Below are 21,706 nucleotides of genomic sequence, written 5' to 3' on the forward strand. Positions count from 1 at the left end.
GTAAACTAAACGTTATTTTTAAAGGTCTGCCGTAAAACGCTGGAACTGTTAACGATAAATTTGCCACTGCCCCTCTCCTGCCTTTCTCCCGACCAATACCCGACCTTCTTCTACCGGTATATTAGGTCTGCCTTAGTACTATCTTAGGGCTACCCAGGAAAAGGTAAGACAGCACTAAGGCAGACGTAATGCAGCCGCACCTCTTCCCCTGTCATTCTCCCGGCCAACAGGCCACCGTCTTCGTTCCGGCATTAACATCGAGATATTATTTCCTATCACTTCGACGGATTCATAACTGAAAAGTTCGGAAGCAGCGGGATTAATAGATTCCAATATTCCCATACTATCAATCGTAATGATGCCGTCGATAATAGTTTCAATAATTGCTTATCAATAATCTAGCGGTTTCTAAGACGTTACTTTACCAATTTTTTGTACTTAATACGTTTTGGTCCTATATCTCCTAGACGTTTTTTGCGATTTTCTTCATATTCAGTATAATTCCCTTCAAAGAAGTAAACTTGTGAATCACCTTCAAAAGCAAGAATATGTGTACAAATACGATCTAGGAACCATCTATCGTGAGAAATAATTACCGCACATCCTCCAAAATTTTCAAGCCCTTCTTCCAAGGCACGCAACGTATTAACGTCAATATCGTTCGTAGGTTCATCCAATAGCAAAACATTAGAAGCATTTTTCAATGTAATCGCCAGGTGTACACGATTTCGTTCCCCTCCCGAAAGCACACCAACTTTCTTTTGTTGATCTGCACCGTTGAAGTTGAATTTGGAAACATAAGCTCTGGAATTCGTAGGACGATTTCCTAATAAAATATTATCGTTGCCTTCCGTTATATTTTCCCAAACTGATTTGTCGGGATCAAGATCATTGTGCAATTGATCTACATATCCCAATACCACCGTTTCCCCAACTTTGAACGTACCCGTATCCGGTACTTCCTGTCCCGTTATTAATCGGAAAAGCGTCGTTTTGCCTGCACCATTGGGGCCAATAATCCCTACAATTCCGGCCGGAGGTAACGAAAAGCTCAAGTTTTCGAACAAAATACGATCTCCATACGATTTGGAAATATTATTTGCTTCAATAACCACATTTCCCAATCGAGGTCCCGGTGGAATAAAAAGTTCTAATTTCTCTTCGCGTTCTTTTGTTTCCTCCGAAGCTAATTTTTCGTAATTATGAAGACGGGCTTTAGATTTGGCATGTCGTGCTTTAGGCGCCATCTTTACCCATTCTAATTCGCGCTCCAACGTTTTCTGACGTTTTGTTTCTTGTTTTTCCTCTTGTGCTAAACGCTTTGATTTTTGATCTAGCCAAGAGGAATAATTTCCTTTCCAAGGGATACCTTCGCCTCTATCCAGTTCAAGAATCCAACCTGCAACATTATCTAAGAAATACCTATCATGCGTTACAGCAATTACAGTCCCCTTGTATTGTTTCAAATGTTGCTCTAACCAATCGATAGATTCTGCATCCAAGTGATTCGTAGGTTCATCCAACAGCAATACATCTGGCTCCTGAAGCAATAAACGACATAGCGCCACCCTTCTGCGCTCACCTCCTGACAGATTGGCAATTCTAGCGTCTGGTTCTGGACAACGCAACGCATCCATGGCACGTTCCAGTTTGCTATCCAACTCCCAAGCATTTGTTGCATCAATTTTATCTTGAAGTTCGCCCTGGCGAGTTAACAATTTATCCATCTCATCTGGATCTTCATAAACTTCCGGAAGACCGAATTTTTCATTGATATCTTCGTATTCCTTTAAGATTCCTGTTATTTCCGCAACGCCTTCTTCTACAATCTCCCGCACGGTCTTTTCGGTATCCAGTTCAGGTTCCTGGGCTAAATAACCCACAGTATACCCCGGAGAAAACACCACTTCACCTTGATAGGACTTATCAAGTCCGGCGATAATTTTCAACACAGACGACTTACCAGATCCGTTCAGACCGATGACACCGATTTTGGCACCATAGAAGAATGATAAATATATATTTTTTAAAACTTGTTTTTGAGGGGGGTAAATTTTGTTTACCCCAGCCATAGAAAAGATTATTTTTTCGTCAGACATAGATCTAAGCCAATATTTCAATAAAAATTGTGTACTTCTCAAAGGTATTAAATTTACTCCGCTAAATAAAACTGATGTCGCATTAATTCCTTGAGATTCGTTTACCTAATGTGTCTACAACTGACAATTTGACTATTATCAGCTATGGCGTGATTGTTGATAAATTTAACGAAAATAATAAGGACGGGTTTTATAATTATTTCCTACATTTATAACATCCTTAACTTATTTTAATACAGAAAGGTAATTATCCATGGAAGCAAAATTCTCACCAAGAGTAAAAGATGTGATCTCATACAGCCGCGAAGAAGCTTTACGTCTTCGACACGACTATATTGGCACAGAGCACCTTTTGCTAGGGCTGATCCGAGAAGGTGATGGTGTAGCGATTAAAATACTAAAAAATCTTACTATAGACACCGGAGCAATACGCCAATCGATAGAAGACGCTGTAAAAGGCTCTTCTATTTCAAGAGCACCTATCGGAAATATGCCGTTGACAAAACAAGCAGAAAAAGTTCTCAAAATAACGTATTTGGAAGCTAAAATTTTCAAAAGTGACATTATCGGAACCGAGCATTTATTATTGGCAATCCTGCGCGATGAAGACAACATTGCGTCTCAGATATTGCAACAATATAACGTGTCGTACGACTTGTTCAAAAACGAAGTAGAGCAAAATAAAACGACGATAACCGATGAGGTTCCCGGTTCTCCTGCGAACGATGATGACTACGCTGAAGAAGAAAACTTCTCTGCTCCCAAGAAAGTATCGGACATTAAATCTAAAACTCCAGTTTTAGATAATTTTGGCCGTGATTTGACCCGAGCGGCAGAAGACGGTAAACTAGATCCCATTGTTGGCCGCGAAAAAGAGATTGAGCGCGTTTCTCAGATTCTTTCCCGCCGTAAAAAGAATAACCCTATTCTAATCGGAGAGCCAGGTGTTGGTAAATCAGCTATTGCTGAAGGTCTTGCTTTACGCATCGTGCAACGTAAAGTTTCACGTGTATTGTTCAACAAACGCGTAGTTACGTTAGATCTCGCTTCCTTAGTCGCAGGCACTAAATATAGAGGCCAATTTGAAGAACGCATGAAAGCAGTCATGAATGAATTGGAAAAATCTCCGGATGTAATCCTTTTCATTGACGAGATTCATACTATTGTTGGGGCCGGTGGAGCCTCAGGCTCTTTAGATGCATCCAATATGTTTAAACCTGCTTTAGCTAGAGGTGAAATTCAGTGTATTGGCGCGACAACGTTGGATGAATATCGTCAGTTCATTGAAAAAGACGGAGCGTTAGATCGTCGTTTTCAAAAGGTAATGATTGAACCAGCCAGTCATGACGAAACAATTGAAATCTTAAATCGTATCAAAGACAAATACGAAGAGCATCATAATGTTAACTACACCCCAGAAGCAATTAATGCCTGTGTGACATTGACAACACGATATATCACAGATCGTTTTTTACCAGACAAAGCTATCGATGCTTTGGATGAGGCAGGTTCACGGGTGCATTTGACAAATATTCACGTACCACAATCGATTTTGGATATTGAAGAAAAAATCGAGGAAGTAAAAGTCGAAAAAAATAAAGTAGTTCGTTCTCAAAAGTATGAGGAGGCAGCAAAGCTTCGTGATACAGAGAAAAAACTTCTTGAAGAGTTGGAACGCGAAAAAGCGGTTTGGGAAGCGGAAACGAAAACGAAACGCTATGAGGTAACTGAGGATAATGTAGCAGAAGTCGTCTCGATGATGACCGGTATTCCTGTACAACGGGTAAGCCAATCCGATAGCCAAAAACTATTGAATATGGGCGATTCTATGAAAAATAGAATTATCGGTCAGGACGATGCCGTTCAAAAACTGGTAAGAGCTATCCAGCGTACTCGTGCAGGATTGAAAGATCCTAAAAAACCAATTGGTTCGTTTATCTTTCTCGGCCCTACCGGTGTCGGTAAAACAGAATTGGCAAAAGAGCTTGCGCGATTCATGTTTGATTCAGAAGATTCATTGATTCAGGTAGACATGAGTGAGTATATGGAAAAGTTTGCCGTTTCTCGTTTAGTTGGAGCGCCTCCAGGCTATGTAGGTTATGAGGAAGGCGGACAACTGACAGAGAAAGTACGCCGTAAACCGTATGCTGTCGTATTATTAGATGAGATTGAAAAAGCACATCCCGATGTATTCAATTTATTACTTCAAGTATTGGACGAAGGTCAATTGACAGATAGCTTGGGTCGTAAAGTGGATTTCCGTAATACAATAATTATTATGACCTCTAATATTGGTGTACGTCAATTAAAAGAATTTGGTCAAGGTGTGGGTTTTACTACTGCAGCAAAAGAAAATCAAGCGGATTCACATTCACGGGGTGTAATCGAAACGGCATTGAAACGTGCCTTCGCTCCGGAGTTTTTGAATCGTATTGACGATGTAATTGTTTTCAATTCATTAACAAAAGAAAATATATTCAAAATTATCGATATCGAACTAAAATCTTTATTTGATAGAATCGAAGCTCTGGGTCATACGATCGAATTGACACCCAAAGCAAAAGAATATATTGCTGAAAAAGGATACGACACCAATTTCGGAGCCCGCCCACTGAAACGTGCTATTCAGAAGTATTTAGAAGATCCTATTGCCGAGGAAATTCTGAAAGGAGAATTAAAAGCGAATGCAGTTATGCATGTTGATTATGATGAAGACAAAAAAGAAATCATAGTTAAAGGACCGTCTGCTGATGACGATGATAATTCGGTTTCGTCCGATTTAAAGGGTAAAAATAATAAGTAAAAAACGGCCGCTCAATTCAATTGAGCGGCTTTTTTCGCTTACTACCGTATTTTCTGTCCTTAAAATAAGGACAATTGTCCTTCCTCTCTAGTCCTGTTTCCGAATGGGAATTTCTGAATTATCTCGTATTGACCTTTTTCGGGATTAAATTTTCGTAAAGAAAGGCTATCGCAAAAAAAATTTTTGTCGATGTGCGTAAATAAGTTCTTTGCTACAGTCATTTTACTTCCATCCAATTTACGCGCTATCGTAACATGCGGATCATCGCCGTTCTCATATAATCCGAGGATATGCGGCTTTAAATGGATAATTACACTACGGAATACATCTTTCAGATAGGCCTTGGAATAGATAGAAGGTTGTATGAAAAATGTATGTTGCTGGTAACTATTAAACTCACTAAGATAAACATACTGGGCCTTTTTAAATTCTACCAAGTCGACGAGTTTTGTTTTAATTTTTTCAACATTCACTTCGTCAGAGTCGAATTCACATATACTAATATGTGCTAAAGAATTGACACTAGCATACCATCCTATCTTCTGCTCTAACTGCTTTTTTAAATCCCTTACGTAATCTATAAAATCTGCACTTGGATGTATAACTAATGAGTATTTCATGCTAAAAAATATACTTTCTCCAATATACTAATATTGTATTATAAAACCACTTTTACACCCCGTTTTAACAGTATAGATCTTATCGAAAATTCCCTAACGCCCAATACAACTGGACAACGACCCGTTAAGGAGTTTTCTTCAATAGATTAAGATTTTATATATCAAATATTTCCGCTATATAAACCCTTTACATTAAACCTACGTTATATTCATACAACCTTAACATGAAGTTAGCACTAAAAAAACAACGGAACTTTAATTTTAGGTAGTAAAAATAACCCGTTGAGAAAAAATAAACAGATGAAAAAAATCGCCTTTTTTGCCGAAATTTTAATTGAAGATTTTGACGGAGCTTCCCGTACCATGTTTCAATTGATCAACAGATTAGACACCTGTTCTATGGAGTATTTTTTCATTTATGGAAAAGGGCCCGAGACCTTTCGTCATCACCTTTCCTACCGTGTACCGTCTATCAACATACCGCTTAATACAGATTACAGCTTAGCCATACCCTTTATGGTAAAAAAAAATTTAGAGCAGGCTTTAGATAATTTTGCGCCAGATGCAATTCACATTTCTACCCCCTCTCCTCTGGGATATTTTGCATTGAAATATGCAAAAAAAAGGAATATCCCGGTACTAAGCATCTACCATACCCACTTTGTTTCCTATATACCCTATTACCTCCGTCGTGCGCCACTGTTTATTAAGATGGCAGAAAGCTGGATTCAACAAACGATGCGAAAGTTCTACAATGCATGTGATCAACTATATGTCCCGTCGCTGGCGATGATATCTGAACTTGAAAATCTTGGAATAGCGCGGGAACAGATGACGCTTTGGCAACGAGGTATCAACTTAGAACTCTTTTCGATCAAAAAACGAGATATTACCTATATTCAACAAATCACACAAAATAAAAAACCTAATATTTTATTCGCGAGCAGACTCGTTTGGGAAAAAAACATCCAGACTTTACTCGACATCTATGCTTATATGGAATCACAGGAAATGGATTACAATTTCATCGTGGTCGGTGATGGTACTGCAAAGAAGGAAGCGATGACACAAATGCCGAACGCTTTCTTTTTAGGCAAACTAAGTCATGAGGAACTTTCTAAAGTATATGCTTCCTCGGATGTCTTCCTATTTACCTCTGTTTCTGAGACATATGGCAATGTAGTCATTGAAGCGATGGCCTCTGGTCTTCCTTGCGTGATTGCAAATGGAGGAGGAAGTGGTGGTCTGGTCAAACATGGGCAAAACGGTTTCAAATGTACGCCGAATAGCCCTAAAGAGTATGCTTATTTCATCCAGCGTCTTATTGAACAACCCACCATTTATGAGGATATACAACTTGCCGGATTTGATTATGTGAAACAATTGGATTGGGATAATCTCGCGGAACGTTATTTTTCGGATATGCATTCACTTGCAAATCTTCCACACACACAATTTGCATGGGCGACAAATTAGGTATTCACAAAAAACATCTGAAGATTAGCCTCCTTTTTATTGTACTCAGTTTTATTGCTATCTTCATCTGGAAAACTGACCTATCGGCGGTTAAAAAAGAACTCCACAACATAGGCTTTCATGCCATATATATTTTTGCATGTACTTTTTTAGCTTATCTTTTAGGAACGTGGGGTTGGCGGATATGCTTAGGGGCGGATAAAAAGAAGATTAGCGTTTCGCAACTGTTTATCGTGCGTCAAATTGGCGAAACCGTCGGTCTATATAACCCTACGAGTGTTGTTGGAGGAGATCTGTACAAAGTAGAGCTACTTAAGCGATATTGTATTGATACACAAATAGCCCTCAATTCCGTTCTTGTTTCACGGATCACAGCAGTATTATCACAAGTTCTACTATTTTTATCCATGATGCTGTGGCTCCTTTTGTCTCCCCTGGGAACCCGAATCTCAAATCTATTTGGTTTTTGGCTATATGCACTCGTTGGCGTATTGATTATTGCCAAAATAGGGCTATTTGTATGGATAGGAACGAGTAAACGCTTCGAGACGGTTCATGTGGAAGATAATGAATCTAAGTGGAAGCGAATAAAACGTTCTATCGACACCTTATTATTTGATGTTAAATTTTTTTTTCAAAATGATAAAAAAGCATTTTGGTGCTCCTATTTTTTATTCTTTTCACATTGGATTGTTGGGAGTTTGGAATTTTATCTCATTTTACATTTCCTCGGATACCATGTAACTGTAATACATGGGCTCTTTTTGGATATGTATAGCATTGTCTTCAAAAGTTTTGGTGCTTTCATTCCTGGACAATTAGGGATAGAAGAATTGGGGAACAAATTCGCCTTATCGACCATTGGTATAGCAAGTATAAGCCTGTGGATTACCGTCTCTTTATTACGGCGCACGCGCCAATTATGTTGGATCGCCATTGGCTTCCTTTTATATTTTCTTATCAAGAAAGATGTCCGAAATATCACCACAGCTTAATTTCGAAATATTATTCGTCAGTCATAAATTCCCTCCCGCTACCGGTGGCATGGAAAAACAGAGCTATGAACTCTTAAACGGCATGCGCAAACTTACTAAAACGCATGACATTGTATTCCGAAAAGAAGAATCTATTTTTGCGTTTTTTTGGAATCTTAATAGGCGGATACTAACAAAAATCAAAGCACATCCCAACATTCGCCTTATTCATTTCAATGATGGACTGGTCGCTTCGCTGTCGTTGCGTCATAAAGGTTATACGCAGCTACAAAAAGTCGTTACCCTGCATGGTCTGGATGTTGTATTTCCATTACCTTATTTCCAACGTAAAATAGTTCCTCAATTCGAAAAATTCGACTTAATCATTGCGGTGAGCCATGCAACCGCCAACGCAGTTATCCAGCGGGGAATCTCTGCAGAAAAAGTAGTCGTAATTCCTAATGGAGTAGATCATCGACTAGCTCGAGGAAGTCAAAACGTTAGTGATACGGAAAATTTAATGTCGAAGTATCCACAATTAAATTTGAACAAACCTTACCTAATTACCTTAGGTCGTCCGGTGAAACGTAAAGGATTTTCGTGGTTCATCAAAGACGTGATTCCCTTGATACCGCAAGATGTACAATTGATTCTAGTCGGACCGTTTCAAAAAAAAACGACCTATTTTGAAAGGGCCCTTAGCCTACTGCCAAAAAAATATTACCAATTAATCACACTATTTCTAGGTTACCCATCCGATGCAAAGGACATTCGATGCTTATTGAAACAACCTAACATTAATCATCGGGTAAAGCATCTAGGAAAAGTAGCTTTTGACGATCTTCAAGTTTTACTGGCCAATGCTATCGCCTTTTTAATGCCGAATATTCATGTAGATGGAGATATGGAGGGTTTTGGTCTTGTCTGTTTAGAAGCATCAATTTCCGGCACATTAGTATTAGCATCTGAGATCGAGGGCATCACCGATGCAATTCAGCACCATAAAAATGGGATATTATTGGCAAGCAGAGATCCGACGGCGTGGAGAAATCAAATTCAACAGGTATTATCTAATCCCGACGATTATCGACAGCTCGCTCAAAAATACAGGCAATACACCGTCGAACATTATAACTGGAATAATATGGTGACGGCCTATTTCGAAATATTTAAGGCTATTACCACATTAAATACCTCCCATTCTACGCCAAAGTAGCAAACGATATTTCAAGATTCCATTTTCATTTCTTTGGAAATCCAGAACCAAAAATTAAATCCCACAGGTAAGAACTTACTCCAAATCCTTTTTCTGGGTCAGAATAATGGTGCAACATGTGATGATCTTTAATCTTCTTAAATAGGCCGGATTTGAAGTTTGCATGGTGCATTGCATAATGACATTCATCGTAGATAAGATACCCCAATAAAAAACCCGAAAAAAAAGCGGATAATGTATACTCTGCAAAAAACAGGCTAAACAAAACATAAATAATAGTTGCCATCGGTATACTAGCAGAAAGCGGCATTACAAGGCGGAGTCTATCTTTTGGATAATCGTGATGTACTCCATGAAAAATAAAATGGATTCGCCTCCCCCAAGCACTTTTGGGTTCAAAGTGGAATACCCATCGATGCAACACATATTCTGCTAATGTCCAAAAAGCTAAACCTAACAAAAAATACAATACTACAGAACCAACAGACATCGCTCCTTGCGCATATGATTTCCAAATAAAGTAAATAATTACAGGAACCCAGAATATAATAGGCACGCTATAATGTATTTTTGTTAACGACTCTAACAAATCATTCTTAAACATCCTTACGGATTCGGTCGAATTCGAAACATAATTTTTCTTAGCCATACGAACAATATTAATATAAATACTGATCAGGATAACCAGTAATTATACTACAAAATTAGAATTCCGTGCTAAAAAGCTAAACCGGTCATTGTCATTTTTTTGTCCAATTTTCCAGCTCTTTAAGTAACAAAGGATAGGCAGGATAAGTCATCCCATGATCATAACCATCTAATTCAAAAAGCTTTACGTTGGTATGCCCTACTAACTCGAGCATACGTTTCAGATAAGCATTTTCTTCATATCGGCCGACCATTTCCAATTCGCGATCTCCCGTAATCAATAAAATAGCTGGAGCATCTTTGCGTACCCAAAATAGGGGCGCAAGCTCATCCACCGTAGGCTGAAACTCAGTCAGTCCCTTTTCTTTTCGGGCAGTGAAATGTGTAATCGCCTGGGAACTAAAGGAAGCGATCCCTAAAATCATATCGGTAGAAATGTTTCTATCAGACAGGTACCTTTTGTTCAATCCCAACATCAAGGATAAATATGCACCTGCTGAATGCCCCCCCACTACGATCTTCCGCGGACTGCCTCCATATTCAGCGATATGCTCGAAAGTCCACTTAACTGCATCAGCTGCATCCCCGATAATATCTACCACTTTTACCTGAGGAGAGAATCGATACCCTACTCCTACGATAGCGATTCCCTTATTCTTTAAATAATCAGGTATCTCTTTGCTTCCCCCTGTGAGGCCTCCACCGTGAAACCAGATCAAGGTGATAAAATCTTTTTTATTTTCTGGATAATAGATATCTATTTTACATTTCTCTTGACTATATCCATCGCTATGTGCGGTGTATGTAATATCTTTCGTCTCTTGATAAACCATTTCCTGCGAAAAGGCGGAAAGAAATAAGAACAAAAAGCAAAAGGTCGTAATCAAATTTTTCATGTGATAAATGTATATTTAAATAGTGATGAATCCTTTTTCAGCACTCATATTGGTTTCTCCACTATAAACTTAAATAAAATGGCTTGCACTCGCAAACCGAATACAGCATGACAACCTCATGCATACCATCGTAAGAGTAACCGAAAATAGATTCCTAATTTGTATATTAAAAATAAATATGGATAAATTACCGGCAGACAGAATTATGATTTGTATCAGAACTTAGCAAAGATTTTCTTATTTTTACCCCACTTGAAACAAACAATTTTTAATTGGAAACAATTAGTTATACAGCTTAAATGAGTGACGAAACGAATTATCCTGACGAGAACAACTCCGAAGATTTAGTACCGCAAGAAAACGAACAGACTTCAAATACAATACCATTATCTGGTCTCTATGAAAATTGGTTCTTGGACTACGCATCGTATGTAATTCTGGATCGCGCTGTACCACATATAAATGATGGATTCAAACCCGTACAACGCCGGATTCTACATTCATTGAAAGAAATGGACGATGGACGCTTCAACAAAGCGGCGAATGTCATCGGTAACACCATGAAATATCACCCTCATGGTGACGCCTCTATTGGTGATGCCATGGTACAGTTAGGGCAAAAGGACTTATTGATTGACTGTCAAGGCAACTGGGGAGATCCGGTAACCGGTGACTCTGCTGCAGCACCTCGATATATTGAAGGAAGACTGTCCAAATTCGCCACCGAGGTTGTATTTAATGCGGATACTACAGAATGGCAATTAAGTTATGATGGACGAAATAAAGAACCCATCACGTTGCCCGTAAAATTCCCTTTGTTACTCACACAAGGAGCCGAAGGTATAGCGGTGGGGCTGGCGACAAAAATTATGCCTCATAATTTTATCGAATTAATCGATGGTTCCATCCAGGTGTTAAAAGGAGAAAGACCAAATATTTTTCCAGATTTCCCTACGGGCGGCTTAGCTGATGTTTCTAACTATAACGAAGGCCAACGTGGTGGAAAAATTCGTGTCAGAGCAAAAATTGAAGAACGGGACAAAAAGACCTTAGCTATTACTGAAATTCCCTTTGGTACAACGACCGGCGCGTTAATTGAAAGTATCGTTTCGGCCAATGATAAAGGAAAGATTAAAATAAAAAAAATAGAGGATAATACTGCAGAGTTTGTAGAAATCATGATTCATCTTGCTCCTGGCATATCGCCCGATGTAACGATAGATGCATTATATGCTTTTACATCCTGTGAGTCCTCGATATCTCCAAACACCTGTGTCATACGAGATAATAAACCTCATTTCTTAAGTGTAAATGACATCTTAATTGAAAATACAACACAAACGAAATCTCTTTTAAAGCAAGAATTAGAAATACGCTTAAAAGAACTACTTGAGAAAATTTTCTTCAGCAATCTGTTGAAGATTTTTATTCAACAAGGAATGTACAAAAATCCAGATTACGAAAATTCGGGGGATTTCGAGACTGTGGCACAGGTTTTAAACAAGTTGTTTATTCCATTCTTTGATCAATTCTATCGTGAGATCACCCCAGAAGATTATAAAAAGCTGATTGACAAACCGATGAGCAGCATTACACGTTTTGATGTAAAGAAGGCGGATGAGCAAATGAAAGCCTTGGAAGATGAAATCAAGGAGATAAAGAAAAATTTAAGACATTTAACTGAATATGCTGTAGACTGGTTTGAGCATTTAAGATCAAAATATAGCAAAGGCCGCGCCCGTAAAACGGAGCTGCGGATATTTGACAAGGTTGAGGCGGCACAAGTTGCGTTAGCAAATGCTAAATTATATGTAAATCGTACCGAAGGATTTATTGGCACCCATTTAAAGAAAGATGAATTTGTAAGTGATTGCTCAGATATAGACGAAATCATCGTATTTCGTGAAGACGGGAAATACATGGTCACCAAAGTACAGGATAAGGTTTTTGTCGGAAAAGATATTATTTACGTTGCTGTTTTCAAACGAGGCGACGAACGCACCATCTACAATGCTATATATAAAGATGGGGCTACAGGTACAAGCTATGTCAAACGGTTTGCGGTCACTGCCGTTACACGCGACAAAGAATACGATATTTCAAAAGGTGCTAAAGGTTCCAAGCTACTGTATTTTACTGCCAACGCTAATGGAGAAGCGGAGGTGGTACATGTACAGCTTAAACCACATACGAAATTGAGAAAAGTTGCATTTGACCTTGGTTTTGCGGAGGTGGCGATCAAAGGTCGAAGCTCTCAAGGTAATATCGTCTCCAAATATCCCGTAAAGAAAATAAATTTCAAAAGCGCCGGCGTCTCCACGCTCTCAGGTCGCAAGATATGGTATGATCCGATCCTTAAACGCCTAAATGTAGATGAGAGAGGTACATTTTTAGGGGAATTCGACGGAGATGACAAAATTCTAATGATTATGAATGACGGTTCGTATGAATTGTCAAATTTTGACCTCAACAATCACTTTGAAGAAAAGATGATTCGAATTGAAAAGTACTTAACAGATCATATCTATACGGCAATTCATCAAGATGGGAAAACAGGCACATATTATGTAAAGCGTTTCAAATTTGATGACATCCCATTAGGCAAAAATAATTCATTTATCAACGATGATCCAAAATCCAAACTTATTCTTTTAACAAACAACCCATCGGCAGTGGTCAAATTGGATATTCTTAAAGGAAAAACCCAAACACCTGAAACATTAGAACAGCCGTTAAATGAAATTATAGACCTCAAAGGCATGAAGGCTCAGGGAAATAGACTTTCTTTCCATAATGTAAGAGAAATTAAGCTATTAACCAATGAGATAGATCTGTCTTTGAATTCCAGCTCGGCAAACGAAGCAATACCAGAAGAACTTCGCTCAGAAGGAGAAATATCCTTGGAGATAACGAATCCTGAAGATGTCCAGATAGATGATGACGGACAAATCGAACTATTTTAATTATATTGTTTAGGATATGTAGCTGAAACGCTACATATCCTAAACATAATCAACTACAAACAAGACACTTATACAACCTACAGATGTTTTGCAAGATTAATCTATATAATGGCGTCATTTTTGGACCATTTAAATTGTAGCACAGACACTCTTCTTATCGTTTTATAATAGATGAATTTTTTTAGTAATTTTTTTGGCAATAATAATCTTAATAACAAAAAAGTAGCCGATTTAAGTTGGATGGAAATAGACATCCACAACCATATTCTTCCATCTATTGATGATGGTAGCAAAAGTGTAGAACAATCCATGTATTTGTTACGGAGATTGAATAAAATGGGATTGAAAAATTTTATTTGTACACCTCATGTAATGGAAGATGTTCACCCAAACACACCTGAAACAATCAGTGGGGCGCATCTCAAACTCAGCCAAGCCCTGAAAGAGGCCGATAATGATACTAAAATTAAATTTAGTGCGGAATACATGATTGATTCCGGTATTGATAAATGGATAAGTTCAAATCAATTGTGCCCTCTACCCAACAATTACGTGCTTGTCGAGATGTCCTACTTGAACGAGTCGCAGGCGCTCTTCAAAACTATTCAAGATATTCAAGATTTGGGACTAAAACCTATCCTGGCTCACCCTGAGCGGTATAATTATTACCACATGAACTTTAACATCTATAAGCAGATTAAAGATGCAGGGTGCGCACTTCAGCTAAACCTGCTTTCTATTAGTAGATACTACGGTGAACATGTAAAATCTACTGCACTGACCTTAATTAAATCGGGAATGTATGATTTTGTAGGAACCGATTTACACCACGAAAAACATTTAAACGCATTAAACCAGGTTGCTTTGAAATACGATATACCGGATTTATTAACGCCATGCACTATACGAAATAGCGAACTCCTTTAAAATAAATAGGCGGTGTCTAAAAAGTCAACATAACCGTCATTTCGAGGAGGTACGACGAGAACCCCGAAGGGCTCTGCGAAGCAAAATCTATGGTCAGGTTATTTTTAGCTTTCTGAAAATTAGCTGTTTAAAATTCGTCCAAAGATTTGCCTACGGCGAGCTGGCAAGCTCGGTTCTCCCTTCGGTCGAAATGACCTTTAAACACTTTGTTTGACCTTTACACTTTACACTTTACTTATTATTTGATTTCAAGTATTTTTGCAATTTGGGTGCGATAACAGCTTCACAAAACGGATTTTCCGGATTTCGATTAAAATAATTGTGATGGTAATCTTCTGCGACCCAAAACTGTTGGGCAGGTTCCACCGCGGTTACAATAGAATCTTCGAAGACGTTTGCTTCCGACAACTCTTCAATCATCTTTTCAGATTGAAGCTTCTGATCTGTTGTATGATAAAATATAATGGACCTATATTGTGTCCCTATATCCTCCCCCTGTCTATTTAACGTGGTCGGATTATGTGTTTTAAAGAATATCGCCAGTAAATCCGCGAAATGGAGGACCGTTTCGTCAAATTCAATATGGACAACTTCAACATGTCCAGTTGCTCCTGAACAAACTTGTTCATAAGTAGGATTTTCCCGTTTCCCGCCCATATATCCCGGTAAAACGGAAATGATACCTTTTGTGTTTAAAAAAATGATTTCCGTACACCAAAAACAGCCTCCACCAAATGTTGCTTTCATCTATTCATATTTATCTTATCTGTTCCGCTCTCTTACGGACATTACAAATGTAAATATTATCTACGTTATTTGTATGCCCCCTACATTCATTGCATCTTAATATATGATTTAAAATTAAATACGCAAAAACAAATAACTTTTTTAAGTTTATTCGCATTTTATTGCGTTTTTACCTAACTTTAATTTAACATTATGATTATGAAAAATCCCAAGATAGTATTAGCGCTTTTTTTTCTGCTTTTCGTAGGAATAACTCACGAGACCAAAGCTCAACATGATTCTACACAGTATCATCACCTTGTACAAATAATAAATGAAAACAGTCGAATAATAGCGCCTGACAAGCGAACGAAAATTCTAGAAATCGCGGCCAAAAATATATCGAGAAACGAGTATATTATCCAAACGACAGAGGAGGATGCAGTTACATCCTTACAACAGAAATTATCTACTCTAGCGGCAAAAATTACATTTAACATACTTCCTGATAGTAGCGTTAGCAACAAGGTAAGCGGAATAATAAATCTGTCTGTTGCCAATCTACGCACCCATCCGAGTCACGCAGCCGAAATGGCCACCCAGGTATTATTGGGGACTCAGGTAGATATATTGCAAAAAAATGGAGGTGACTTCCGCATTCGAACGCCCGAAGGTTATATTGCATGGGTACCAACTTCCTCGGTGACCGCTATGACGAAAACAGAACTGAGTACCTGGAAGAAAAAACCGAAATTGATTTATATCGAAGAATTTGGAAGATCCTATTCCACGGCCAACACAGGTAGTCAACGTGTTTCAGACTTAGTTTATGGAGATATCCTTTCTTTGACAACGGAAGAAAATGGGTATTATAAAGTGGAATATCCTGACGGAAGGATAGCTTATATTCTAAAGGATGAAGCCATTTTATTTGACGAATGGGTCAATTCCCGCCAAGCGACACCTGAAAATATCATTTTAAGTGCAAAAAGCATGCTCGGTCTGCCCTACTTATGGGGAGGTACATCTGTAAAAGGTGTGGATTGTAGTGGTTTCACAAAAACATCCTTTTATATGAATGGATTTGTAATTCCGCGTGATGCTTCGCAGCAGGTATTAGCGGGAGATCAAATCGAAATTTTGGACGAAGAAGGAAATTTCAGTCCTGAATTAGCCTTAAAGAACTTAAATCCCTCCGATCTACTATTTTTTGCTGCTGGTAAAAATAAACATCCAAATGCGCGTATCACCCACGTAGCCCTCTACCTAGGCAATGGCGAATTTATTCATGCGGCCGGCACAGTTCGTATCAATTCCATGCTAAAGGATGCCGAAAACTTTGACGACTTCCAGACACGTACGGTCGTAGCTGCCAGAAGATATATCGGCGCAAAAGATGAGCAAATAAAAAATATTAAAGATCATTCATATTATTCAAACTAATACCATGAGTTTATCTAATTGGGAAACTAAAAAAATGGGGAAGTTTACCCTGAGATACCAACCCTACACGTTGGAAATGCGACACGTGTTTACCGTTGCATCCTTCAGTCGCACCACCACACCTGTTGTGTTGACGGAATTAGAATATGACGGAATAATTGGGTATGGTGAAGCCAGTATGCCACCGTACTTAGGTGAGTCACAAGAAAGTGTTATCTCCTTCCTAAAACAACTGGATTTGTCATCTTTTAACTCACCTTTTCAAACTGAAGAAATTTTAAACCATGTAGACGCTCTCGCAGAAAAAAATACCGCAGCAAAAGCGGCTATAGATATTGCGTTACACGATTTGCTAGGGAAAATTATGAACCAACCATTTTATAAAATCTGGGGGTTAAATCCAGATTCTATACCTCCTACTTCTTATACAATAGGTATTGACACCGAAGAGATGATTCGTAAAAAAGTTTCAGAAGCAAGTCAATTCAAAATCCTGAAGATAAAATTGGGACTGGCAACAGACAAGATGATCATAAATACGATTCGTTCGGTTACTGACGTTCCGCTGTGTGCTGATGTAAATCAAGGTTGGAAAAACAAAGAAGAGGCATTAGAAATGGCGTATTGGCTTGCTGAACAAAACGTGGTATTCTTGGAACAGCCAATGCCGAAAGAACAAATAGACGATAATGCCTGGCTTACCGACCATTCTCCGATTCCAACTATTGCAGACGAAGGTTGTCAACGTTTGTCGGACGTAACCAAACTTCAAGGTGTGTATACGGGGATCAATATCAAACTGATGAAGTGTACGGGTATGCGTGAAGCAAAACGAATGGCTGAATTAGCGCGGTCATTGGATATGAAGGTGATGTTGGGCTGTATGACAGAGACATCATGTGCCATATCAGCAGCATCTCAATTGGCTCCCTTGGTAGATTGGGCAGATCTTGATGGAGCGCTGTTAATCGGGAACGACATTTATAATGGTATGATTGTTACTGATGGGATTTGTAAATTACCCGATCGACCAGGCATTGGCATTATTAAAAATTAACTATTTCCAATATTAAAAGATCGAAGGTCTAGCAAATTTTGCTAGACCTTCGATCTTTTAATGAACTCTATTTTTAAATGTCAAATAGTTAACGTCCTTAGACAAATCGATGAGATAACCATTAAAAACGGCATATTTCAAATTACCGGATGAATCGCCTAAATAAAAATTGGTGGTTCCGCCCAAATCAATCGAAGATGTCGTGAAAAATTGCTTTTGCGTAAATAAATGAATCGGTAAACCATGTAAACTACTTTCTTTTGTTGCTCCTCTTGTTTTTACAGAAATAGCCATAAATCCTTGTTTTAACAATGCGTAAGCCTGCTCTATCGTTAATGAGGAAATGTCATTAACCACATCGTTAGACACCTTTGCTGCAACAAAATGGAGCCCCTCCGCGTCGACTTCATCATAACCGATAGATTCAGGCAAATCACCGATATCTTCTACTCTTCCTCTCACGAAATAATCTCTCCCTATCGTTGTTTCGCCTCTTCGGATAGCAATATCGGTTTTCAATGCAATACTATCAGTCCCGACAGACAGGTTCCGTATAACCACATCATGTAAAAGAGAAGCATTGAACGGAATATCTTCATAATGTGCTGCTTCGTATCTTTTGTAGCTTCCTTCCGCAATTTGAATCAACGCATTCAAGATGATGATAAAATTCAATCTGCGGATTTCTTGTTTTTCCGGATCTCCCTTTAAGCCCCCCGATTCTATAAGTACAGTGCTTGCACCCCAAGATTGGAAGTTGTCTCCAAACCCTCTGGGCGTATAGGTATCGTCGTACTTTGCTACCGCATCAGGAATATATTGCTGTAAGATTTCATTCATTCCTACGATCAACTGCATCGCACCTTCACGTATGTCGTTGATCTCGCGTGCTTCATTGTAAGCCGGCGCCAACAACGAAATGGTCACAGGATTTTTAGTTCCGGGCACATTATAATATATACTTTGATCGTGGAGATTAAACCCGTACCGTGGAACTATTGTTTTCGCTCGGGCTTTAAGCAACGCTCCTTCTACGGTCTGTCCCGCCCGTGCATCTCGATTTAGATCAATACTTTGCGCATTCCTTCGATTATAAATTTCTGCTCCATCGGGATTGAGCATAGGAATAAAATGGATCCGCAATTTATTTTTAAGCAGGTCTCTTATTTCAGATACACCGTCATCTTTTCCTTCTAAATAATTAAACAGGTCAAATAAAGCCATGGTCGCGGTGGGTTCGTCTCCATGCATCTGCGACCACAGCATCACGTTAATATCTCCCTCACCATACGTCAATTCATAGATCGATCGTCCCTGTACGGATTTCCCTATTTGATCAACGAGGAGCACTTTATTTTGTGCATGCACTTTTATCAGCGAATCAATGTCGCTATGTTTAAAACGTCGATAAAACAAAGCTGGTTCTTTATATTTCTCATGTAGGGTATTAAACTGTGTTGTATCTAATTTCATTGCTTTTGAAAAATCTGAATCAGAGGTTGACGAAGGCCGGGTACCGCAGGAGGCGATGACGGTAATTGCTAACAGGACAAGGAGTGATTTCATCTATTTATTTTTTCAATGGTTGATCAGAGCTCGATGTAAATAATCATTGCGCTGTGTGTCAATATTATTTACATCTCGGTTTCATTATGTATATAACCTGTTTTCTAATGATTTGTTCAATCACCGCGCCAAAAATTCGTCCCCACAGAAATTGTTCCTATCCTAATGTCTTTAGGAATGTTCTTTTATCCATTAGCGATTAAATAATAAACGATGACCTGTCCCCACTTCAATGATTTTCCCTTTGGAGTAAGCCAGATTCCCAGAGACAATGGTATGCTCAACAGTTGATGAAAATGAGTGATTTTCAAAAGGAGACCAACCACATTTGGACAAAATATTTTCCGTTTTCACGGTATATGGTTTATTCAAATCCACCAAAACTAAATCGGCCCAATAACCTTCACGGATGAATCCGCGTTGTTCGATTTGGAAACAAATAGCGGTATTATGCGCTGTTTTCTGAACAACCTGTTCTAACGTCATCTTACCTTGCTTCACCAAATCCAAAAGAGCGAGTAAAGCATGTTGTACTAAAGGTCCTCCAGATGGAGCTTGCAAATAAGATTGCTGTTTTTCTTCCAATGTATGAGGCGCATGATCCGTAGCGATAACGTCAATATGACCATCTAGGACTGCTTTCAAAATTTGATCCCTATCTTCTGTTGTTTTAACGGCTGGATTCCATTTAATAAAATTCCCTTTCGTGCTGTAATCTTTATCCGAAAACCATAAATGATGTACGCATGCCTCAGCGGTAATTCTTTTTTCAGCAAGCGGTACAGTATTATCAAATAAAGAAGTCTCCCGACCGGTTGAAATATGTAAAATATGTAACCGAGTATTATTCTTCTTTGCAAGCTCCACCGCTTTAGCAGAAGACAGGTAGCAAGCCTCTGCTGAACGAATTTGCGGGTGCATTTCTATCGTTATCGCCTCTCCAAATCGTTCTTTATAACTGGCTAAATTCGCTTTTATAGTAGCTTCGTCTTCACAATGTGTTGCAATCAATGTCGGTGAATTTCTAAAAATATTTGCCAGCGCCGTTTCATCGTCGACCAACATATTTCCGGTGGAAGATCCCATAAAGACCTTTACGCCACATACATCGCGAGGGTTCGTTTTTAAAACTTCATCCAAATTATCATTACCCGCCCCCATAAAGAAAGAGAAATTCGCTAATGAGGAATCCTGTGCGATATCGTATTTATCTTGAAGAAGTTTCTGTGTCAATGTATTGGGCACCGTATTGGGCATTTCCATGAAGGAAGTGGTCCCTCCGGCTACTGCAGCACGGCTCTCGGTAAAGATATTGGCTTTGTAGGTCAATCCCGGTTCGCGAAAATGCACCTGATCATCTATTAATCCAGGCAAAAGGTGTAATCCATCTGCATTTATCTCCCTATCCGACTGTTTATCAATCTGATTTCCAATAATTTCTATACGTCCATTTTTGATATATATATCCTGAACCTGTATAGTTCCTTCATTTACAATTTGAGCATTTTTTATAAGTAAGGTCGACATGAAGTTTGCGTATTTAATCCTTATTACAAACTTAATAAAAGTATTTAGAGTTCCCCTTAAATTAGGTATCAAAAGTACCTTCAGGCACATAAAATAATTCCAGTTCCTTTTTGTCTTTTAATATACGGCAACCACCATTCTGTAATAACAAGATCTTATTACTAATTGCCAATACGTTGGTATAATCGTGGTCTGAAATCAAAAATCCTTTTTTAGCACACTGATTTACAATCAGATTTTGTATTTTTTCTTTATATACGGGGGATACGCCTGAGAATGGTTCATCCAACAGAAAGAATGTCGCCTTTTGATTTAGCAATAACAAGATCTCTAAATAACGTAATTCTCCTCCCGAAAGATCGGCAATTTTTGTTTGCCAAATAGGTTTTAAAATCCCATCCTCTTGAAACTTCGCCCTACTATTCTTTTCACGCACCATAAAATGGACAACCTTATCAACAGTTTTTGCTGTAGGCAGAAAATTTTGTTGGGGCAGATAACATAGTTCGTTGGTCAGGAAGGTCTTTTCATGTATACGTTTACCATTGAGTCGAATATAAGCAAACTTAGGCCGCAGCGTACCAAAAATAATCTTCATTAGCGTAGACTTTCCACTTCCATTACGTCCGAGCAATCCGACAATTTCTCCAACTTTTATATGCAAGTATACACCACTCAACAATTGCTGGTTACTCGAATAACTAAATTCAATCGAGTCTACATATAGTTCCTTCTGATCTATATCCATATAATCGCTAACAAGAA

Annotated in this window: 17 protein-coding genes; 8 read left to right on the top strand and 9 right to left on the bottom strand. The window is 38.6% G+C overall.

Features of this window, described 5'->3' with window-relative positions:
• Positions 1-174: 174 nt before the first annotated feature.
• Positions 175-342 carry a hypothetical protein gene (locus C4F40_RS21825; RefSeq protein WP_196941307.1) on the bottom strand — a complete coding sequence of 56 codons (168 nt, stop codon included), beginning with the start codon at positions 340-342 and terminating at the stop codon, positions 175-177.
• Between the two features lie 74 nt (positions 343-416).
• Positions 417-2,099, bottom strand: a complete 1,683-nt coding sequence (gene ettA, locus C4F40_RS20585; protein WP_196941308.1) for an energy-dependent translational throttle protein EttA — start codon at positions 2,097-2,099, stop codon at positions 417-419.
• A gap of 253 nt (positions 2,100-2,352) precedes the next feature.
• Between ettA and C4F40_RS20590 the strand changes: the two genes are divergently transcribed.
• Positions 2,353-4,902: an ATP-dependent Clp protease ATP-binding subunit gene (locus C4F40_RS20590; protein ID WP_196941309.1), complete on the top strand. Its 2,550-nt coding sequence runs from the start codon at positions 2,353-2,355 to the stop codon at positions 4,900-4,902.
• 59 nt (positions 4,903-4,961) lie between these two features.
• Here the strand turns inward: C4F40_RS20590 and C4F40_RS20595 are convergent, their stop codons facing one another.
• A complete protein-coding gene (locus tag C4F40_RS20595) occupies positions 4,962-5,522 on the bottom strand; it encodes a 2'-5' RNA ligase family protein (RefSeq protein WP_196941310.1) in 561 nt (186 codons plus the stop codon).
• Between the two features lie 300 nt (positions 5,523-5,822).
• On the opposite strand from C4F40_RS20595, the gene C4F40_RS20600 reads away from it, so the two are divergent.
• The 3 genes from C4F40_RS20600 to C4F40_RS20610 are packed head-to-tail and all read left to right on the top strand — an operon-like array spanning position 5,823 to position 9,188.
• Positions 5,823-6,998, top strand: coding sequence for a glycosyltransferase family 4 protein (locus C4F40_RS20600; protein ID WP_196941311.1), 1,176 nt, complete (start codon positions 5,823-5,825; stop codon positions 6,996-6,998).
• Complete coding sequence (locus C4F40_RS20605) at positions 6,983-7,993, top strand: lysylphosphatidylglycerol synthase transmembrane domain-containing protein (protein ID WP_196941312.1); 1,011 nt, start codon at positions 6,983-6,985, stop codon at positions 7,991-7,993. The genes C4F40_RS20600 and C4F40_RS20605 overlap by 16 nt, the downstream gene beginning before the upstream one ends.
• Positions 7,968-9,188 carry a glycosyltransferase family 4 protein gene (locus C4F40_RS20610; RefSeq protein ID WP_196941313.1) on the top strand — a complete coding sequence of 407 codons (1,221 nt, stop codon included), beginning with the start codon at positions 7,968-7,970 and terminating at the stop codon, positions 9,186-9,188. The genes C4F40_RS20605 and C4F40_RS20610 overlap by 26 nt, the downstream gene beginning before the upstream one ends.
• A gap of 25 nt (positions 9,189-9,213) precedes the next feature.
• On the opposite strand, the gene C4F40_RS20615 is transcribed toward C4F40_RS20610, so the two are convergent.
• Together C4F40_RS20615 and C4F40_RS20620 are read right to left on the bottom strand one after the other, a co-directional pair.
• Positions 9,214-9,837, bottom strand: a complete 624-nt coding sequence (locus C4F40_RS20615) for a sterol desaturase family protein (RefSeq protein WP_231390159.1) — start codon at positions 9,835-9,837, stop codon at positions 9,214-9,216.
• Between the two features lie 91 nt (positions 9,838-9,928).
• Complete coding sequence (locus tag C4F40_RS20620) at positions 9,929-10,732, bottom strand: alpha/beta hydrolase (RefSeq protein ID WP_196941314.1); 804 nt, start codon at positions 10,730-10,732, stop codon at positions 9,929-9,931.
• Between the two features lie 299 nt (positions 10,733-11,031).
• Between C4F40_RS20620 and C4F40_RS20625 the strand changes: the two genes are divergently transcribed.
• A complete protein-coding gene (locus C4F40_RS20625; protein ID WP_196941315.1) occupies positions 11,032-13,695 on the top strand; it encodes a DNA gyrase/topoisomerase IV subunit A in 2,664 nt (887 codons plus the stop codon).
• 171 nt (positions 13,696-13,866) lie between these two features.
• On the top strand, positions 13,867-14,622 hold the full coding sequence (locus C4F40_RS20630; protein ID WP_196941316.1) for a tyrosine-protein phosphatase: 756 nt from the start codon (positions 13,867-13,869) through the stop codon (positions 14,620-14,622).
• A 231-nt stretch (positions 14,623-14,853) separates the two neighbouring features.
• On the opposite strand, the gene msrA is transcribed toward C4F40_RS20630, so the two are convergent.
• A complete protein-coding gene (msrA, locus tag C4F40_RS20635; RefSeq protein ID WP_196941317.1) occupies positions 14,854-15,369 on the bottom strand; it encodes a peptide-methionine (S)-S-oxide reductase MsrA in 516 nt (171 codons plus the stop codon).
• 198 nt (positions 15,370-15,567) lie between these two features.
• Here msrA and C4F40_RS20640 point away from each other — a divergent pair, with 198 nt between their 5' ends.
• On the top strand, positions 15,568-16,791 hold the full coding sequence (locus C4F40_RS20640) for a C40 family peptidase (RefSeq protein ID WP_196941318.1): 1,224 nt from the start codon (positions 15,568-15,570) through the stop codon (positions 16,789-16,791).
• 4 nt (positions 16,792-16,795) lie between these two features.
• Positions 16,796-17,848 carry a dipeptide epimerase gene (locus tag C4F40_RS20645; RefSeq protein ID WP_196941319.1) on the top strand — a complete coding sequence of 351 codons (1,053 nt, stop codon included), beginning with the start codon at positions 16,796-16,798 and terminating at the stop codon, positions 17,846-17,848.
• Positions 17,849-17,905: 57 nt separating this feature from the next.
• On the opposite strand, the gene C4F40_RS20650 is transcribed toward C4F40_RS20645, so the two are convergent.
• The 3 genes from C4F40_RS20650 to C4F40_RS20660 all read right to left on the bottom strand — a co-directional run bounded on the left by C4F40_RS20650 (position 17,906) and on the right by C4F40_RS20660 (position 21,689).
• A complete protein-coding gene (locus C4F40_RS20650; protein ID WP_196941320.1) occupies positions 17,906-19,414 on the bottom strand; it encodes a M14 family zinc carboxypeptidase in 1,509 nt (502 codons plus the stop codon).
• Between the two features lie 192 nt (positions 19,415-19,606).
• On the bottom strand, positions 19,607-20,941 hold the full coding sequence (locus C4F40_RS20655; protein ID WP_196941321.1) for a dihydroorotase: 1,335 nt from the start codon (positions 20,939-20,941) through the stop codon (positions 19,607-19,609).
• Positions 20,942-21,002: 61 nt separating this feature from the next.
• Positions 21,003-21,689, bottom strand: a complete 687-nt coding sequence (locus C4F40_RS20660; protein WP_196941322.1) for an ATP-binding cassette domain-containing protein — start codon at positions 21,687-21,689, stop codon at positions 21,003-21,005.
• Positions 21,690-21,706 lie beyond the last annotated feature (17 nt).

The sequence above is a fragment of the Sphingobacterium pedocola genome (assembly GCF_015209965.1).
Taxonomy (GTDB): domain Bacteria; phylum Bacteroidota; class Bacteroidia; order Sphingobacteriales; family Sphingobacteriaceae; genus Sphingobacterium; species Sphingobacterium pedocola.

What these genes read in the sequence shown, in the direction of transcription:
- C4F40_RS20640 (WP_196941318.1), top strand. Translation starts at nt 15,568, where the DNA reads ATGAAAAATCCCAAGATAGTATTAGCGCTTTTTTTTCTGCTTTTCGTA.
- C4F40_RS20645 (WP_196941319.1), top strand. Translation starts at nt 16,796, where the DNA reads ATGAGTTTATCTAATTGGGAAACTAAAAAAATGGGGAAGTTTACCCTG.
- C4F40_RS20620 (WP_196941314.1), bottom strand. Translation starts at nt 10,732, where the DNA reads ATGAAAAATTTGATTACGACCTTTTGCTTTTTGTTCTTATTTCTTTCC.
- C4F40_RS20650 (WP_196941320.1), bottom strand. Translation starts at nt 19,414, where the DNA reads ATGAAATCACTCCTTGTCCTGTTAGCAATTACCGTCATCGCCTCCTGC.
- C4F40_RS21825 (WP_196941307.1), bottom strand. Translation starts at nt 342, where the DNA reads ATGGGAATATTGGAATCTATTAATCCCGCTGCTTCCGAACTTTTCAGT.
- C4F40_RS20595 (WP_196941310.1), bottom strand. Translation starts at nt 5,522, where the DNA reads ATGAAATACTCATTAGTTATACATCCAAGTGCAGATTTTATAGATTAC.
- ettA (WP_196941308.1), bottom strand. Translation starts at nt 2,099, where the DNA reads ATGTCTGACGAAAAAATAATCTTTTCTATGGCTGGGGTAAACAAAATT.
- C4F40_RS20605 (WP_196941312.1), top strand. Translation starts at nt 6,983, where the DNA reads ATGGGCGACAAATTAGGTATTCACAAAAAACATCTGAAGATTAGCCTC.
- C4F40_RS20600 (WP_196941311.1), top strand. Translation starts at nt 5,823, where the DNA reads ATGAAAAAAATCGCCTTTTTTGCCGAAATTTTAATTGAAGATTTTGAC.
- C4F40_RS20590 (WP_196941309.1), top strand. Translation starts at nt 2,353, where the DNA reads ATGGAAGCAAAATTCTCACCAAGAGTAAAAGATGTGATCTCATACAGC.
- C4F40_RS20610 (WP_196941313.1), top strand. Translation starts at nt 7,968, where the DNA reads ATGTCCGAAATATCACCACAGCTTAATTTCGAAATATTATTCGTCAGT.
- C4F40_RS20615 (WP_231390159.1), bottom strand. Translation starts at nt 9,837, where the DNA reads ATGGCTAAGAAAAATTATGTTTCGAATTCGACCGAATCCGTAAGGATG.
- C4F40_RS20655 (WP_196941321.1), bottom strand. Translation starts at nt 20,941, where the DNA reads ATGTCGACCTTACTTATAAAAAATGCTCAAATTGTAAATGAAGGAACT.
- C4F40_RS20660 (WP_196941322.1), bottom strand. Translation starts at nt 21,689, where the DNA reads ATGGATATAGATCAGAAGGAACTATATGTAGACTCGATTGAATTTAGT.
- C4F40_RS20625 (WP_196941315.1), top strand. Translation starts at nt 11,032, where the DNA reads ATGAGTGACGAAACGAATTATCCTGACGAGAACAACTCCGAAGATTTA.
- msrA (WP_196941317.1), bottom strand. Translation starts at nt 15,369, where the DNA reads ATGAAAGCAACATTTGGTGGAGGCTGTTTTTGGTGTACGGAAATCATT.
- C4F40_RS20630 (WP_196941316.1), top strand. Translation starts at nt 13,867, where the DNA reads ATGAATTTTTTTAGTAATTTTTTTGGCAATAATAATCTTAATAACAAA.